This window comes from Polaribacter reichenbachii (assembly GCF_001975665.1).
Classification (GTDB): Bacteria; Bacteroidota; Bacteroidia; order Flavobacteriales; family Flavobacteriaceae; genus Polaribacter; species Polaribacter reichenbachii.
The window spans coordinates 3,518,496-3,536,226 of the sequence record NZ_CP019419.1 but is presented as its reverse complement, the minus strand read 5'-3'; the positions used below and the strand labels follow the sequence as shown (position 1 = coordinate 3,536,226).

17 protein-coding genes are annotated in these 17,731 nt (G+C 28.7%); 15 read left to right on the top strand and 2 right to left on the bottom strand.

What is annotated here, in order from left to right:
- Positions 1-166: 166 nt before the first annotated feature.
- Positions 167-1,150, top strand: coding sequence for a 6-phosphofructokinase (gene pfkA / locus BW723_RS15035; protein ID WP_068359124.1), 984 nt, complete (start codon positions 167-169; stop codon positions 1,148-1,150).
- Between the two features lie 21 nt (positions 1,151-1,171).
- Positions 1,172-2,167, top strand: coding sequence for a type I glyceraldehyde-3-phosphate dehydrogenase (gap, locus tag BW723_RS15030; RefSeq protein ID WP_068359121.1), 996 nt, complete (start codon positions 1,172-1,174; stop codon positions 2,165-2,167).
- 110 nt (positions 2,168-2,277) lie between these two features.
- Here gap and BW723_RS15025 read toward each other — a convergent pair whose 3' ends face one another.
- A complete protein-coding gene (locus BW723_RS15025) occupies positions 2,278-2,658 on the bottom strand; it encodes a Rid family detoxifying hydrolase (protein WP_068359116.1) in 381 nt (126 codons plus the stop codon).
- 82 nt (positions 2,659-2,740) lie between these two features.
- Positions 2,741-5,452 (bottom strand): putative LPS assembly protein LptD, encoded by a 2,712-nt coding sequence (locus BW723_RS15020; protein ID WP_175335396.1) that lies wholly within the window; start codon positions 5,450-5,452, stop codon positions 2,741-2,743.
- Between the two features lie 91 nt (positions 5,453-5,543).
- Between BW723_RS15020 and BW723_RS15015 the strand changes: the two genes are divergently transcribed.
- The 13 genes from BW723_RS15015 (at position 5,544) to BW723_RS14955 (ending at position 17,728) form a co-directional block, all read left to right on the top strand.
- Positions 5,544-6,638 carry an N-acetylmuramoyl-L-alanine amidase family protein gene (locus BW723_RS15015; protein ID WP_068359113.1) on the top strand — a complete coding sequence of 365 codons (1,095 nt, stop codon included), beginning with the start codon at positions 5,544-5,546 and terminating at the stop codon, positions 6,636-6,638.
- A gap of 54 nt (positions 6,639-6,692) precedes the next feature.
- Positions 6,693-7,661 carry an MlaD family protein gene (locus tag BW723_RS15010; RefSeq protein ID WP_068359110.1) on the top strand — a complete coding sequence of 323 codons (969 nt, stop codon included), beginning with the start codon at positions 6,693-6,695 and terminating at the stop codon, positions 7,659-7,661.
- A gap of 26 nt (positions 7,662-7,687) precedes the next feature.
- Positions 7,688-9,004, top strand: coding sequence for a 4Fe-4S dicluster domain-containing protein (locus BW723_RS15005; RefSeq protein ID WP_068359107.1), 1,317 nt, complete (start codon positions 7,688-7,690; stop codon positions 9,002-9,004).
- Between the two features lie 79 nt (positions 9,005-9,083).
- Positions 9,084-9,863 carry a (Fe-S)-binding protein gene (locus BW723_RS15000; protein ID WP_068359105.1) on the top strand — a complete coding sequence of 260 codons (780 nt, stop codon included), beginning with the start codon at positions 9,084-9,086 and terminating at the stop codon, positions 9,861-9,863.
- Between the two features lie 9 nt (positions 9,864-9,872).
- Positions 9,873-10,475, top strand: coding sequence for a hypothetical protein (locus tag BW723_RS14995; protein WP_068359102.1), 603 nt, complete (start codon positions 9,873-9,875; stop codon positions 10,473-10,475).
- Positions 10,476-10,479: 4 nt separating this feature from the next.
- Positions 10,480-10,992, top strand: a complete 513-nt coding sequence (locus BW723_RS14990) for a PH domain-containing protein (protein WP_068359100.1) — start codon at positions 10,480-10,482, stop codon at positions 10,990-10,992.
- The gene (locus BW723_RS14985) at positions 10,985-12,487 is read left to right on the top strand and encodes a PH domain-containing protein (RefSeq protein WP_068359098.1); all 1,503 of its coding nucleotides are present in this window, start codon (positions 10,985-10,987) and stop codon (positions 12,485-12,487) included. Before BW723_RS14990 ends, BW723_RS14985 begins: the two co-directional genes overlap by 8 nt.
- A complete protein-coding gene (gene menA, locus BW723_RS14980; RefSeq protein WP_068359096.1) occupies positions 12,478-13,410 on the top strand; it encodes a 1,4-dihydroxy-2-naphthoate octaprenyltransferase in 933 nt (310 codons plus the stop codon). Before BW723_RS14985 ends, menA begins: the two co-directional genes overlap by 10 nt.
- Positions 13,411-13,435: 25 nt before the next feature.
- Positions 13,436-14,113 carry a metal-dependent hydrolase gene (locus BW723_RS14975; RefSeq protein ID WP_068359094.1) on the top strand — a complete coding sequence of 226 codons (678 nt, stop codon included), beginning with the start codon at positions 13,436-13,438 and terminating at the stop codon, positions 14,111-14,113.
- Entirely contained in the window at positions 14,114-14,629 is a 516-nt protein-coding gene (locus tag BW723_RS14970) for an SRPBCC family protein (RefSeq protein ID WP_068359091.1), read from the top strand.
- Between the two features lie 7 nt (positions 14,630-14,636).
- A complete protein-coding gene (locus BW723_RS14965; protein ID WP_068359088.1) occupies positions 14,637-15,689 on the top strand; it encodes an o-succinylbenzoate synthase in 1,053 nt (350 codons plus the stop codon).
- 46 nt (positions 15,690-15,735) lie between these two features.
- Complete coding sequence (locus tag BW723_RS14960) at positions 15,736-16,683, top strand: CPBP family intramembrane glutamic endopeptidase (protein WP_068359085.1); 948 nt, start codon at positions 15,736-15,738, stop codon at positions 16,681-16,683.
- On the top strand, positions 16,664-17,728 hold the full coding sequence (locus BW723_RS14955; RefSeq protein WP_068359082.1) for an AMP-binding protein: 1,065 nt from the start codon (positions 16,664-16,666) through the stop codon (positions 17,726-17,728). The genes BW723_RS14960 and BW723_RS14955 overlap by 20 nt, the downstream gene beginning before the upstream one ends.
- The last annotated feature ends 3 nt before the right edge of the window (positions 17,729-17,731 follow it).

Genomic DNA, 17,731 nt, shown 5'->3' with positions numbered 1-17,731 from the left:
AACATTTCTGTAAAGATTTTATAACAATTAGATATCAAAAAAATGAAAACGATTTCGCGCCAAAACCTTTAATTTTCCTTGTAAAACAAGGGGATTTAAGGCTATAACGTTTTCGTAACTTTATTATTTTAAGTCATTAAAAAGGAGTATTTTTACATCATAAATTATGGGAAAAATAAAAAAAATAGGAGTCATGACATCTGGAGGAGATTCTCCAGGGATGAACGCAGCAATTAGATCGGTTGTAAGAACATGTGCTTTTTATAAAATAGAATGCGCAGGTATTTACAGAGGTTATCAAGGTATGATCGAGGGCGATTTTATTGAGTTAAATGCACGTAGTGTAAAAGGTATAATCAATAAAGGAGGAACTTTCTTAAAATCTGCAAGGTCTAAAGAATTTATGACCAAAGAAGGTAGACAGAAAGCTTATGATCAATTAAAGAAAGCAAACATAGATGCTTTTGTAGTAATTGGAGGTGATGGTAGTTTTACTGGAGCTTTAATTTTTAACCAAGAATTTGGTTTTCCAGTAATGGGTATTCCAGGAACTATAGATAATGATATAGAAGGTACTTCTCATACACTAGGTTACGATACTACATTAAATACTGTTGTAGATGTTATCGATAAAATTAGAGATACAGCATCTTCTCATAACAGATTATTTTTTGTAGAAGTAATGGGTAGAGATGTTGGGCATATCGCATTAAATGTTGGTGTGGGAGCAGGAGCTGAAGAAATTTTAATACCTGAAGAAGATTTAGGATTAGAACGTTTATTAGAATCTTTAAGAAGAAGTAAACAATCTGGTAAATCTTCTAGTATAGTAATTGTTGCAGAAGGCGATAAAACAGGTAAAAACGTATTCGAATTAAAAGATTATGTAAACGAACATTTACCAGAATACGAAGTAAGAGTATCTGTTTTAGGACATATGCAAAGAGGAGGTTCTCCTTCTTGTTTCGATCGTGTTTTAGCAAGTAGAATGGGGGTAAGTGCTGTAGAAAGCTTAATTGATGGTAAATCTAATTTAATGGTAGGTTTAATTAGCGATAAAATTGCAGTAACTCCTTTAGAAAAAGCGATTAAAGGACAATCAAAAATAAATAAAGAATTAATAAGAGTATCAGATATAATGTCTGTATAATAACTAAATAACAAGAATAAGATGATTAAAATAGGAATTAACGGATTTGGTAGAATTGGAAGATTAGCATTCAGATCTGCAGTAAAGAGAGAAAACGTACAAGTAGTTGCAATAAATGATTTATTAGACGTAGATTATTTAGCATATATGTTAAAATACGATTCAGTTCACGGAGCATTTGATGGTACTGTAGAAGTAGCAGATGGTAAGTTAATTGTTGATGGTAATGAAATTAGAATTTCTGCTGAAAGAAATCCTGCTGATTTAAAATGGGATGAAGTAGAAGCTGAATATGTTTTAGAATGTACAGGTATTTTCAAGAGCTTAGAGCAAGCTGATTTACACATTCAAGGTGGAGCTAAAAAAGTAGCTATTTCTGCTCCTTCTGGAGATGCACCAATGTTTGTAATGGGGGTAAACCACACAAAATTACAAGCTTCAGATACTATCTTTTCTAACGCATCTTGTACAACAAACTGTTTAGCACCAATTGCTAAAGTTTTAAATGATAACTTCGGAATTACAGAAGGTTTAATGACAACTGTACACGCAGCAACTGCAACTCAAAAAACGGTTGATAGCCCATCTAATAAAGATTGGAGAGGTGGTAGAGCAGCAATTCACAATATTATTCCTTCTTCTACAGGAGCTGCAAAAGCAGTAGGAAAAGTAATTCCTGAATTAAACGGAAAATTAACTGGTATGGCTTTTAGAGTACCAACTATGGATGTTTCTGTTGTAGATTTAACTGTAAAGTTAGAAAAAGGAGCTTCTTACGAAGAAGTAAAAGCTGCAATGAAATCTGCTTCTGAAAACGAAATGGCAGGTGTTTTAGGTTATACTGAAGAGTTAGTAGTTTCTCAAGATTTTGTTGGTGAAACTCGTACTTCTGTTTTTGATGCAAATGCAGGTATTGCTTTAAACGATAACTTTGTAAAAGTTGTTTCTTGGTATGATAACGAAATAGGTTACTCAACTAAATTAGTAGATTTAGTAGAATATTCTGCTTCTTTATAAGAACAAAATTTTTATATAATAAAAAACCTGATAGATGAATTTCTATCAGGTTTTTTTAGTTTTGAACACCGAACACCGAACACCGAACACCGAACACCGAACACCGAACACTATTTAACAGCAATAACGCTAATTTCTACGTTTACAAATTTTGGCAAATTAGCCACTTCTACAGTTTCTCTTGCTGGTGCAGTTTCTTCATTAAAATAGCTACCATAAACAGTATTAATTTTAGCAAATTGATGCATATCAGCAATAAAAATAGATGTTTTAATTACATCATCAAAAGTCATATCAGCAGCATCTAAAACTGCTTTTACGTTTTCCATTACTTGCTTGGTTTCATTTTCTATAGAATCTAAAACTAATTCACCACTTTCTGGGTTAATTGCTATTTGGCCTGATGTATATAAAGTATTTCCGCTTAAAACAGCCTGATTGTATGGTCCAATAGGAGCAGGAGCATTTTTAGTTGTGATTATTTTTTTCATTTTTTTGTAGGTTTAATTTATTTAAACATAAATTTAAATAGGTATTATATTAATAGTTTTTGAAGAAGTAATTTATCAGAAATTAAAATAAAACTCTATCTGGTGGTTTATTTTTATCCCATTTTAAATCAGATAGTGTAGATGATTTTACACCTATAAAAAAGGTATAAGAAGAATTAGTACCAAAAGGAACCCAGTTAAAGTTAAACTGCCAACTATCTAAATCTCTAGTAAAATTAAATCTAGAGAAAGAGAAAGCACCACCTTTAACATCGTAACCAGAAGAGTAACCAACTTTCCATTTTGGCGATAATTCTATATTACCACTAAAACCTAAAGTATGCACACCAACTTCTCCAGGATCTATACCATTATTACTATAATTAGCAGAATATACTAAGTTTACAGACCAAGGTATTTTAGCTCTATATAAATCTGTTTTTTTAGTTTCTCCTTGATTATTTTTTGCTGTGGTTCTTCTTCCTTGATTATTTGTTGGGTCTATATTTGCACCCATTGTATCTGGAGGATTGTTAGCGCCATTTCCATTTTTATCCTTATCATTCTCTTTCGATTTATCAAAATCAGTACTTGAAATAGAATAATTTGCGGTTAAATTGGCACTCGTTAATCTTGGAAAAGAATTAAATTGATCAATTTTAACTGCACTACCATTTACTTCTACCACCTGATAAGGATCTAAAGAACCATTAAAGTTTAAAGCTAATTTATCTTTAAATAAACGTGTACCAGCATTAAAAGAAACGTTAGACCAACGTAAGCTATCCGCAGCAATATTATAAGACGAACTAAAGTTTAAATTGTTTAAAAGCATCACTTTTTCATCTTCTTCATCACTATCAGGGTCTTTGGGGGCTACTTTAGCTTCTAAAACGTTATTTAAAGAAATACCTATAGAGTTACTTAAACCAGAAGATGGTGCACCATAAATTCCTTGATCAAATATTGTATATTCCTGAAAGTCAGTTGGGTCTGCACTTTGTTGTACTTCTTTAATAAATTTGTCTTTAAAGTCAGGTCTATAAGAATAAGAAATAGTAGGTCTAAACGTGTGTCTAATAGCTTTTAATCTTCCTTTTTTAAAGTTAAACGTACCATAAATGTTGGTAGATAAACTAACACCCATATTGTATTCTCTATACGTTTTAAAGCCTCTTAAAGTATCAGTAACTACAACATTGCTAGTTTCGTCATATACTTTTTGTATATAATCAAATTGCCAAGTTTCTTCATAATTTGCACTAGGTGATAATGTAAAATATTTAAAAGCTTTTATATTGGTGCTTGTACTTGTGCTATGTTGTGCACCAGCTCTAGCAGTTTCAAACATTTTACTTGTTAAAAACTCATCATCTGTGGTGTTAATTAAATACTGTCCTTGCATATTATAATTAAAACCTAATTTTTGAATAGGATTCTTTTTTATTCCTCCTTTGCCTTGAAAAGGATAAACTCTATTCATATTCAAAGTTAAAGAAGGCAATGTCATTGTAATACTTTCTGTATTTGTGTTTTGTTGATGTGTAGCTGTAAGAGCCATATTAAAAGGAGTGCCAACAAAAGTTTTACTATAATTTATAGATGAATTAAAAGTGTTATTTTGTGTTTGTGCTACATTATATTGGTTTAGTGATTCTCTAAAAAAGCTACTACTACCTAAATTTACAGACGCAGAAAACCTAGAATTAGGACTCGCTTTTGAGTCTTGACTATGTGTCCATCTTACATTAAAATTATTGCTTTTACTATAATCATCAAAACCTCTAATTCCGCTTATAATATTCTCAAAATCGAAACTAAAAACTCCACTAAACCTGTAACGCTTTACATAATTAGAGTTGGTTCTAATTCCCCAACTTCCATTTGCCCATGCATCACCAGTAAGATTTAAATCAACATAATCATTTATGGCAAAATAATAACCACCATTTTGTAAACCAACACCTCTGTTACTACTTCCTGTATCAAAAGAAGGCATTAAGAAACCAGAAGTACTTGTTTCTGTCATCGGAAAATAAGCAAAAGGCAACACAAGTGGTGTAGGTACATCTGCCAAAACCAAGTTACTAAACCCAACAATTATTTTTTTACCAGGTACTAATTTTGCTTTATCAGTACGTATATAATAGTCTGGTACTTTTTTTTCTGATGTTGTAAATTTTATTTTTCTGATGTAAATTGTGGAATCGTTTACTCGTTTTGTTTTTTCGCCATAGGTAAACATTTCACCTTGTTTTGTTTTTAAACCATAAATTAAAGCGCGTTTGCTTTTAAAATTATACAGAATAGAATCTTGTTCAGATTCTTGGCCTCCTTGTTTAAAAACAGGTCTTTGCGTGTAACCAGTACTGTCTATTATTCCCTTAGCAAATAAGGTGCTTTTTTTATAATCTATAATTACAATACCAGCTTTTAAATCAATATCTGTATAAGTAATATTTGCCTCATTATATAAAGTTATGGTTTGGTCTTTTGCATTCTGTATGGTGTAATCTTTGGCAACGTGTACAATTAAATCATCGATTGTTTCTTTAGGTTTTAAAGAATCGTTTGCAACTGTATCGATATTTTTTTGAAGTAAATTGTCTTTTTTAATCTGAAAAGTAGAATCCTTCTTAATAAAATTTAAAGAATCTAATTTCTTCGGATTAACTGTATCTTTCTTAACAGTAGGAATCGTAATCTTTTTGTTCGATTTAATATCTTGACAAAAACTAATCTTTACTACAAATAAGCAGCAAAATAAAAGTAAGTATGATAGGTTTGTTTGCAATGCTATAAATACTATTTTTGTAGTGAGTAAAAGTATGGCTCAATATTTGAATCACAAAATTAATGAAGCCAAAATTAGTTAAATTTTATTGATGAATAAATTACCAGTCCACAAATTTTGTACCACACTAAAAAATGTCTTTTTTTTAGTAATTCTTTTGTCTATTTTTTGTTCATCATCTGTAATAAACGCACAAAAGGTTTATACTATTGTTTTAGATGCTGGACATGGAGGTAAAGATCCAGGAAATTTAGGAAATGGATATAAAGAAAAAGATATTGCTTTAAAGGTAGCTTTAATAGTAGGTAAGAGTTTATCCAAAGAAAAAGATATTAAGGTAATATATACAAGAAAAACAGATACTTATCCAGATTTATGGAAAAGAGGTGAAATAGCAAACACAGCTAAAGCAGATTTGTTTGTGTCTATTCATTGCGATTCTCATACTTCTAATGCTTATGGAGCAGGTACTTTTGTTTTAGGGTTAAGAGGTAATAAAAAAAACTTAGAAATAGCTAAAAGAGAAAATGCTTCCATATTATTATACGAAGATAATTATCAAGAAAAATATGAGGGCTTTGATTCTAATTCTGCTGAATCTGTAATTGGTTTATCGCTTTTACAAGAAGAAAACCTCGATAAAAGCTTAGAAATTGCCAGTTTAATTCAGAATAACTTTGCTTATAAGCTAAGAAGGAATAATAGGAAAGTTAAACAAGATAATTTTCAAGTTTTAAGAGAAACTATAATGCCAAGTGTTTTGGTAGAATTGGGTTTTTTAACCAATAGAAACGAAGGTAGATATTTAAACTCTTCTAAGGGGCAACAACAAATGGGGAAGGCAATTGTAGATGCCATTAAGATATACATTAATAACCTAAAATTAAATACAGTTGGCGAACAAATTATAGAATCTAGTAATCTTGAGGTTGTAGAATTTAAAATACAAATTGCTTCTGGTAAAAATAAAATACCTACAAAATCTTATAATTTTAAAGGATTAAAAAATGTGCAAAGAGTAAAAGTTGGTAGCTATTATAAATATTATTACGGAGTTACATCTTCTTATAAAAATGCACAGCAAGCGTTAAAAACTGCAAAACAAAAAGGATACAAATCTGCTTTTATGGTGGCTTTTAAAAATGGAGAAAAAGTTGCTGTAAAAGATGTGTATAAAATGAACTAGTTTTGGTGGCAGTAACCAAAAATAATTAGTAATATTGTTAGTAAATATTCATTTATGTCAAAAGAATTAAAAACAGGTATTATAGCTATTTTAATAGTAGTCGCGTTTATTTGGGGCTATAATTTTTTAAAAGGTCACGATGTTTTTTCACCCTCAGCAAGAGAGTTTATTGTAGAATATAATAATGTTGGTGGCTTAACAGAAGCTAGTTTAGTAACAATTAATGGTTTAAAAGTAGGGCAAGTAGAAGATATTAATTTTAACCAAGATCCTAATAAAAAAGGAAAATTAGTTGTGAGATTTTCTTTAGAAAATGACATTGAATTTTCTAAAGAAAGTATCGTAAAAATATATTCACCAAACCCATTATCTGGTTCTAATTTAGCAATTATACCAAGTTATGAAGGTGAACTTGCAGTTACTTTAGATACTTTACAAGGAGAAATAAAAGCTGGTCTGTTAACTTCTATAGGTGAAAGGTTAGATCCTTTACAAACAAAATTAGAAAAAGTTATTGTTAGAGCAGATACTTTATTTAGCGGTATAAATAAAGTCTTGAATGATGAAACTATTACAGGTATTAATTCTTCTGTCACCAATTTAGCAGCAACAATTTATGAGTTAAGACAAGCTGTTAAATCTGTGAATTATATGGTTTCTGATAATCAAGAAAACATAAAAATAACTTTAGAGAATGCCAAAAACATTACTGGTAATTTAAATAAATTGGCAGATAGTTTAACTACCGTTAACTTTAATCAAATTGTACAAAAAGCAGAAAATGCAGTAGATAATTTTAATGAGTTGTCTAAAAAAATAAACTCTACAGATGGTACAATTGGTCGATTAATTAGTGATGATGATTTGTATAATAATATGACAGCAGCATCAAAAGAATTAGAACAGTTATTAAGAGATCTAAAAACAAATCCTAAGAGATATGTTCACTTTTCTTTATTTGGTAAAAAGCCTAAAGAATACGTTCCAACACCACCAGATAGTTTGTTGTTTATCAAAGAATAACGTTACATTAATTTAATTTATATAGAATGCAATATTTAACAAACATATTTTTTATCATCGCCTTAATAGCAGGTATTGGTTTTTTTGTGATGAATATCAAAAAACTATCAAGAAACATAAAATTAGGGAAAGATGTAAACAGAACAGACAGAAAATCTGAACGTTTAAAAAATATGATGATGATTGCGCTTGGACAATCTAAAATGGTAAAAAGACCTTTTTCTGGATTCTTACATATTATTGTTTATGTAGGTTTTATAATTATAAATATCGAGGTTTTAGAAATTATTATTGATGGTATTTTTGGTACACACAGAATTTTTCTTGGTGTTTTAGGCGATGCTTTTTATGGATTTTTAATTGGTACTTTCGAAATTTTAGCTGCTTTAGTTTTTGTAGCTGTAGTTATTTTTTGGTTACGTAGAAATGTATCGAATATTAAGCGTTTTTTAAGTAAAGAAATGAAAGGTTGGCCAAAAAATGATGGAAATTATATCCTTTATTTTGAAATGGTTTTAATGACGTTATTTTTGGTGATGAATGCTACAGATCCAACTTTTCAACAAGCAGGAATCGGAAATCCTATCAGTCAATTTATAACACCTTTGTTTGATGGTTTTTCTGCTGATACAATTCACGCAATAGAAAGAACAGCTTGGTGGATTCATATTTTAGGAATTTTAGTGTTTTTAAATTATCTATATTATTCTAAGCATTTACATATTTTACTTGCTTTTCCAAATACCTATTTTGCAAACTTAAATCCGAAAGGACAATTTAATAATTTAGAGTCAGTTACCAACGAAGTTAAATTAATGATGGATCCTGATGCAGATCCTTATGCAATGCCAGAAGAGGGAGCAGAAGAAACTGTACCAGAAAAATTTGGAGCATCTGATGTTACAGATTTAAATTGGGTACAATTATTAAACGCTTATACTTGTACAGAATGTGGTAGATGTACATCTTCTTGCCCTGCAAACTTAACGGGTAAAAAACTATCTCCTCGTAAAATTATGATGGATACAAGAGATCGTTTAGAAGAAGTGGGTAGAAATATAGATACTAATAATGGTGTTTTTGTTGATGATAACAAGCAATTATTAAACGATTATATTTCTCCAGAAGAACTTTGGGCGTGTACAAGTTGTAATGCTTGTGTAGAAGAATGCCCTGTAAATATAGATCCATTATCGATTATTATGGATATGAGAAGATATTTAGTTATGGAGCAAAGTGCTGCACCACAAGAATTAAATATGATGATGACAAATGTTGAAAATAATGGAGCTCCTTGGCAATACAATCAACAAGACAGATTAAACTGGGCAAACGAAGAGTAAGATTAATTTTTAATTTTAAGTTTTTAATTATTAGTTTAAATAACTAAACACTCAAAATTTAACACTAAAAACTAAAGAAATGAACGTACCAACAATGGCAGATATGATGGCTCAAGGCAAACAACCAGAAGTGTTGTTTTGGGTTGGTGCTGCAGGAAGTTATGATGATAGAGCAAAAAAAATAAGTAGAGCTTTTGTTAAAATATTACATCAAGCTAATGTAGATTTTGCAGTTTTAGGTACCGAAGAAACTTCTACAGGAGATGCAGCAAAAAGAGCAGGAAATGAGTTTTTGTTTCAAATGCAAGCAATGATGAATATAGAGGTTTTAAATGGTTATGAAATTAAAAAAATAGTGACATGCGATCCGCATTCATTTAATACTCTAAAAAATGAATATCCGTCTTTAGGTGGTAAATATGAGGTTTATCATCACACACAATTTATTCAAAATTTAATATCTGAGGGGCGTTTAAATATAGATAATACTTCATTAAAAGGAAAAAGAGTAACGTTTCACGATCCTTGTTATTTAGGTAGAGCTAACGAAGTTTATGAGTCTCCACGAGATTTAATAAGAAGGTTAGGTGTTAATTTAACAGAAATGAAACGTCATAAAGAAACTGCTTTATGCTGTGGTGCAGGAGGTGCACAAATGTTTAAAGATGCTGAGCCAGGTAATAAAGAAGTTAATGTTTTAAGAACAGAAGATGCTTTAAAAACCAATCCTAATATTATAGCTACAGGTTGCCCATATTGTAATACTATGATGACAGATGGAATTAAATTTAAGGAAAAAGAGGCAGAAGTAGTTGTAAAGGATATTGCTGAGTTAATTGCAGAAGCTAATAATTTATAAGCATTAAAGATGCCACTAATAAAAGAAGAAGTACTTAATGAATTATACTCTGAATTAGATAGGTTAAAAACCGACAAAGAAAAGTTGCAAACTGGTTTTGTAGATTTAAAACTAAAATCTAATCAACAGAAAAAAGCAAATAGAAGAAATATTATTATTTTAATTGTTGCTATCATTTTACTTGTTTTCTTATCAATATATCTTTATTTACAGCATTCAAATTCGCAATCTGTTATAGAAACTAAAGAACAAAAAATAGTTACTTTATTAAATCGTATTAATTCAGAATCAAAACCAAAAACATCAAATTTAAAATCTACTGTAATAAACCCAGATGTTATTTATACTATTCAATTAGGTGTTTTCGAAAAATTAGATTTAGACATTAGTACAAAAGAAAATTTCAGTTTTAAGGAAATTGAAAATAAAGAAAAAAGAATTTATCAATTAGGTGTTTTCTCTAGTTATACAACAGCAACTTTATTTAAAGAAGAAATTAAAAAGATTGGTTTAGAGGATGCTTTTATAGTGCCTTACAATAAAGAAAGTGATAGAATTGATATTAAAAAAGCTTTGGTTTTAAGTAACGAAGAATTCTATATTAAAGAATAGTTTTATGACAAATTATTTTCAAAATGATTTAGTGTCAGTATTACCAGATATTACAAAAATTGAATTTAAGAAAATTGATAAAAGTTACTTTAAGGTAATTTTAATCAATTTTTTTTTAGTTTTTGGTTTGTTTTTAGTGGGATTAGTTTTGTTGCATCAACTTGTTTTTTCAGAGCAGTTTAACCAATATATTATTTATGTTTATTTAACTTTTATGCTTCTTTTTTTGTTGATTTTCATTTTCGAAAAATTAAGCTTTACGAAAAGAAAATATGCATTAAGAGAAAAGGATATTTCTTATAAACAGGGTTTAGTTATTAAAAAATTAACAACTGTTCCTTTTTCTAGAATTCAACACGTAGAAACAGACGAAAAACCTTTTTCTAGAATATTTGGTTTAGCTTCGTTAAGTGTGTATACAGCAGGTGATAGTAGTGACGATTTAGTAATAAAAGGCATTAAAAAAGAAACTGCTCTACAAATCAAAGAATTTATAAGTACTAAGATTAATGAATAATTCTTTTGATTTTTCTTCTTTTTCTAAACAATCTCCAAAAGGGATTTTTGTAATCTACATTGCACTTATTTATAAGGTTTTAAAAGCTACTTGGTTATTATTAATTATTGTTTTTAAGGATTTTTCTAAAATATCAAGTTTTAATGTAAACTACATTTATGCTGGTTTTGTTTTCATTTTGCTTTTTTTACTGGTGAGAGCCTTTTTAATTTATAAGAATTTTCAGTTTAAAATTAAAGACGATCATTTTATACTAAATCAAGGTATTCTAAAAAAGACAAATACAGCCATTCCTTTTCATAGAATTCAAAATATAAATTTTAAGCAAAATTTAATTCAGCAAATTATTAATGTTTATCAAGTTAGTATAGAAACAGCTGGTACCAGTAAAACTGAAATTTCTATTAAAGCGCTTTCTTTAGAAAAGGCAATAGCTTTAAAAGAAATTATCACTAAAAACAAGGAGTTTAATACAGAAAGTAAATCAGAATCAGAAATAGAACCATTATTAAATATTGGTTTCAAAGAACTGTTTAAAGTAAGTTTAACCGAAAATCATTTGCAAAATTTGTTTTTGTTTTTAGCTCTTCTGATTGGTTTTTTTCAACAACTACAGCAATTTACAGATAGTATTGGCAAAACAGAAACCTTAGATGGTTTTATAAAAGAAAACACAAATGCACTTACTGTAAGTGTATTTTTAATATTTATACTATTAATTGCACTAGTTGTAATTGCATTAATAACTTCTTTTGTAAGAGTATTCTTGGTGCATTTTAATTTAAAAGTGTATCTAAAAGAGAACGCTTTCGAAATTAATCAAGGGTTATTTACTAAGAAATCTATTGTTTTAAAAAAGGGGAAAGTTCAGAATATAAGAATATCAACAAATCCTTTAAAACGACTCATAGGCATTTCTTTTGTTACTTTTAAGCAAGCTGTAAGTGGTAAGACAAATAACAAAAAGAAAGAAAAATTAATACGCATTGTTGGTTGTAAAAAAGATCAAATTGAAATTATAAAAAATAGTTTATTTCATTTTGCTGATGTAGAAAGGATTGATAAGAAACATCCAGATAACTATTATAAACGAAGAATTTTTATGTTTACTTTTTTGTTTTTAATCGTTATTTATACAGCATTATATTTAATATTTTCTCATTTCGAAATTTTCTATTCCGTTCTTGTAGTGATTCCTATTGTTGTATTTTTGGTCTTTAAAAAAGTAAAAAAACGTTTTTATAAAATCTCTGATTCTATGTTGTTGGTAGGTAAAGGTTTATTAGAAACTCACCATACTTATTTAGAAATTTTTAAAGTGCAAAACATTAAAATGAAGCAAACTATTTTTCAGAAAAGGAGTAATGTAGCAGATTTAATTTTACAAACCGCTTCTGGAAAAATTAAAATTCCTTGTATTAATTATATGGATGCAGTAAAAATTTATAATCATACTTTGTATAAAGTAGAAACAACGCATAAAGAATGGATGTAAAAAGTTTTATAAAAGCAGCTCGTTTAAGAACTTTACCATTATCAGTTTCAGGAATTATTGTTGGGAGTTATTTAGGAGTTGCTTATTTAAATTCTATTTCAACAGCTAGTGTTAAAATCGTTGTTTGGTTAACACCAACTTTCTGGCTAGCAATTCTAACTACAATTGGTTTTCAAGTATTATCAAATTTTGCAAATGATTATGGTGATGGAGTAAAAGGTTCAGACAAAAACAGAACAGGAGAAGCAAGAATGGTTTCATCAGGAGCAATAACTCCTAGGCAAATGAAAACAGCAATGATAATCACAACAATTATCACTTTAATAATTGCAATTTTATTGATATACGTTTCTTTTGGAAGCGAAAATTTTGGGTACTCTATTTTATTTTTCGTGCTTGGTATTGCCTCAATAACAGCAGCAATTAAATATACAGTTGGTAATTCAGCTTATGGTTATTCTGGTTTTGGTGATGTTTTTGTGTTTATTTTCTTCGGATTATTAAGTGTTGTGGGGTCGTATTTTTTATTTACAAAATGTATCAATTTTCAGATATTTTTACCAGCAATTTCAATTGGTTTATTAAGTACAGCTGTTTTAAATTTAAATAATTTAAGAGATAGAGAAGAAGATAAAAAGAATAATAAAAATACTTTAGTGGTTAAATTAGGAACTGAAAAAGCAAAAAAATATCATTATTTTTTAATTTTCGGAGCTTTAATATCAGCATTAATTTTTGTCTTTTTAAATTTTGAGTCTGTGTATCAATTTGTATTTTTAATGGCTTTTATTCCGTTAATTAAAAATGTAAAAACGGTAGCAGAAAATAAAATTCCTGCAGAATTAGATAAAGAATTAAAAAAAGTAGCACTAAGTACTTTTTTATTTGCAATTCTTTTCGGAATTACAAATACATTTTTTTAAATTATAACACATAAAATTAAGTATTATGAATATTCAATTTTTAGGTCATTCTTGTTTTTCTATACAAATAAATGATGTAACAATTCTTGTAGATCCTTTTATTTCTGGCAATTCATTAGCTTCTCATATAGATATCGCTACGTTAAAAGCAGATTATATTTTGCTAACGCACGCGCATCAAGATCACGTTTTAGATGTAGAAGTAATTGCAGAAAGAACAAAAGCTGTAATTGTATCTAATTATGAAATTGCAATGTATTATGGAGCCAAAGATTTAAATGTATTTGCCTTAAATCACGGAGGTACTTTTAAAGCAGATGAATTTTCGGCTAAATATGTAAATGCTATTCATACTTCTTCTTTTGCTGATGGTACTTATGGAGGAGAACCTGGTGGTTTTGTATTATCATCTAAAGAGAAAAACATCTATATTGCTGGTGATACAGCTTTAACTATGGATATGAAATTAATACCAATGTCGTTTACATTAGATGCTGCTATTTTACCAATTGGAGACACTTTTACAATGGGGGTAGAAGATGCAATTTTAGCAAGTGATTTAGTAGCTTGTAATACAATAATTGGGTGTCATTTTAATACATTTCCTCCAATTGAAATTGATGTAAATGAAGCAAAAGATAAATTTTTATCAAAAGAAAAAGAATTAATTATTTTAGAAATAGGAGAGGATAAAAACGTTTAAATGAAGACAATAAAAATAATTTTAGGAATTATTACAGCCATAACCATTGTGTTTTTTGCAACAGGTTTATTTGTGAAAGAAACCAATTATACAGCAGAAGTTTCTGTAAATAAGCCAATTGAAGAAGTGTTTGTGACTTTTAACAAACAAGAAAATCTTAAAAATTGGATTCCAGAGATAAAATCTTTCGAAGTAGTTAACGAGACTATTGGTAAAACTGGAAGTACTTATAAAATGGTTGTTGAAAATCAAGGACAAGAAATAGTAATGACCGAAAAGGTTTTGGCTTATGTACCCAACGAAAAAGTTACTATCTTTTTCGATGCTGAAAATATGCTAAAAACAGACGATTATGTTTTTACTTCTAATGGTAACAAAACCACAATTACATTAAATTCTAGTTGTAAAAGTGATTCTTATATTATGGCTTGTATGTTTCCTTATTTTAAAGGTACTTTTAAAAAACAAGACCAAGGTTACTTAAATAATTTTAAAGAATTTGTAGAAAAACAATAATTTAATTTTGATAAAAGCCAACTACAAAAAATACATTCTAAATTTTAAAAATCCAAGTGGAACTTCTCGTGGAATTTTAAGAACCAAAGAAACTTGGTTTATCATTTTACAAGAAAATAACAAAACCGGAATTGGAGAAACAGGCCTTTTTAGAGGATTAAGTATAGATGATGTGCCTAATTACGAAGAAAAACTAATTTGGGTTTGTAATAACATACATTTGGGTTTAGATAAATTATTATCTGAACTCATTGAGTTCCCATCCATTCAATTTGGTTTAGAACAAGCTTTTTTATCCTTAAAAAGTGATGATAAGTTCGAGATTTTTCCATCAGAATTTACCAAAGGAAATAAAGCAATTTCTATAAATGGCTTAATTTGGATGGGCGAAAAGTCATTTATGAAAAATCAGATTAAAGAGAAATTAAAAACTGGTTTTTCTTGTATTAAAATGAAAATTGGTGCTATTGATTTTAATGCTGAAATTGAATTATTAAAATCAATTAGAAAAGAGTTTTCTGCGGATGAAATTGAGTTAAGAGTAGATGCAAATGGAGCTTTTAATCCTGCAAATGCGTTAGAAAAACTAAATAGATTATCAGAATTAGAAATTCATTCTATAGAGCAACCTATTCAACAAGGTCAGTTTTCAGAAATGGCTAAACTTTGCCAAAAAACACCTTTGCCAATTGCTTTAGACGAAGAGTTAATTGGAGTGTTTTCATCCGAAGAAAAAAAGAAAATAATTAAAGAAATTAATCCGCAATATATTATTTTAAAACCAAGTTTAGTTGGTGGTTTTGCTGGTAGTACAGAATGGATTAAATTAGCAGAAGAAAATAATTCTGGCTGGTGGATTACTTCTGCATTAGAAAGTAATATTGGGTTAAATGCAATTGCTCAATTTACATATTCATTGCAAAATAATTTGCCTCAAGGTTTGGGTACAGGTGGTTTGTTTACCAACAATTTTAATAGCCCTCTAGAAGTTAAAAACGGAACATTACAATACAACCCAACTTTGCATTGGGATTTTAATTTAGTTGAATACAATATTTAGAATTTTGTGCTAATTTTCGTACAGAATTAGAAACTTAAAAGAAGAAATGAACTACATACAACAAGGATATACAGGAAAATTAGGAATGTGGAAATACTTAATTATTCCGATTTTATTTTTTGGATTAATGGCATTAAATTTTTTAGCAATTTGGCTTTTAGATTTAGATGTAGAAAAAATAATGAAAGTAGAAATCGCTAAAAAAGGCGCAAATCGATTTTTGATTGAAAGCTTAGCACAGTTTGCTGTAGGTTTACTAGCGCTTTTAATTTGGGTGAAATTTATACACAAACAGACCATTACTTCTTTAACAACTTCAAGAAAAAAAGTAGACTGGAAAAGAGTGTTTTTTGCCTTTTTTTTATGGGGAAGTATTACAACTATTTTCTTAGTAATTGATTATAAAATGTCTCCAGAAGATTATCAATGGAACTTTGATATTGATAAATTTTTAAATTTAGCATTAATTGCTGTGCTTTTAATTCCGTTACAAACTAGTTTCGAGGAATATTTTTTTAGAGGATATTTAATGCAAGGAATTGGTATGGTTACTAAAAATAGATGGTTTCCATTAATTTCTACTTCACTGGTTTTTGGTTTGTTACACATTGCAAATCCTGAAGTTGGTAAATTGGGTTACGGAATTTTAGTCTATTATATTGGTACAGGTTTTTTCTTAGGTATTATAACTTTAATGGACGAAGGTTTAGAATTGGCCTTGGGTTTTCACGCAGCAAATAATTTATTAACTGCTTTGTTGGTTACTGCAGATTACACTGTTTTTCAAACAGATTCTATTTTAATAGATCTTTCTGAGCCAGTTTTAGGTATTGATGTTTTTGTGCCGGTTTTTGTAATTTTCCCTATCTTAATGTTCATTTTTGCTAAGGTTTATAAATGGCAAGATTGGAAAGAAAAACTAACTGGTAAAATAGAAAAATCAATTAATTTACAAGAGAATTATAGAGTTTTAGATGAAATTGGAGCAGAATAAATTTCATAAGAATTTTAAATTAAATGGAGTTTCATTTTCTTCTGTAGATGAAATTTTGAGCTTTTCTAAAAGTGTTTCTGATGATATACATTTGTTTTTACAAAACTGGTTTTCTGATGAAAAAGTAATTATTGTAAAAACTTCGGGTTCTACAGGTACTCCTAAATCAATTCAGCTAAAAAAAGAGTTGATGGTAAATTCTGCAAAAGCAACAGGGAATTATTTTAATTTACCCCAATACACAAAAGCACTTTTATGTTTACCAATAGTTTATATAGCTGGTAAAATGATGCTGATAAGAGGCATTACTTTAGGTTGGCATTTAGATGTTATAGAATCAACTTCAAATCCATTAGAAAAAATCAGTAAAGAATATGATTTTTCTGCAATGGTACCTTTACAGGTAGAAAATTCGCTTTCTAAATTAAATTTAATAAAACAATTAATTGTTGGTGGTGGAGTAGTATCAAACACATTGCAAACCAAATTACAAGCTTTAAATACAAAGATTTTTGCAACTTACGGAATGACAGAAACTATAACTCATATTGCTGTTAAAAAGCTAAATAATTTTTCAAATCAGAATTCTAATTTAGTAGAAAACCTATATTACGAAACTTTACCAAACGTAACTATTTATAGGGATGAACGTAATTGTTTGGTAATTGAAGCACCAAAAGTATCCGAAGAAATTATTTTTACGAATGATGTTGTTCAGCTAATTTCTGATAAACATTTTAATTGGTTAGGCCGTTTTGATAATGTAATTAATTCTGGTGGCGTAAAATTACATCTAGAGAAAATAGAAGAAAAGTTATCTAAAATAATTACAAATCGTTTTTTTGTAACTGGTATTTATGATGAAATTTTAGGTGAAAAATTAGTTCTAATTATTGAAGGAAATAAGCAAGAAATTAGTTTAAAAAATAGCTCACTTTCAAAATTTGAAAAACCAAAAGAAATTTATTTTATCGATAATTTTAAAGAAACAGAAACAGGTAAAATTCAAAGAAAACGAACAATTCAACAAATTGTATCAAATTAAAAT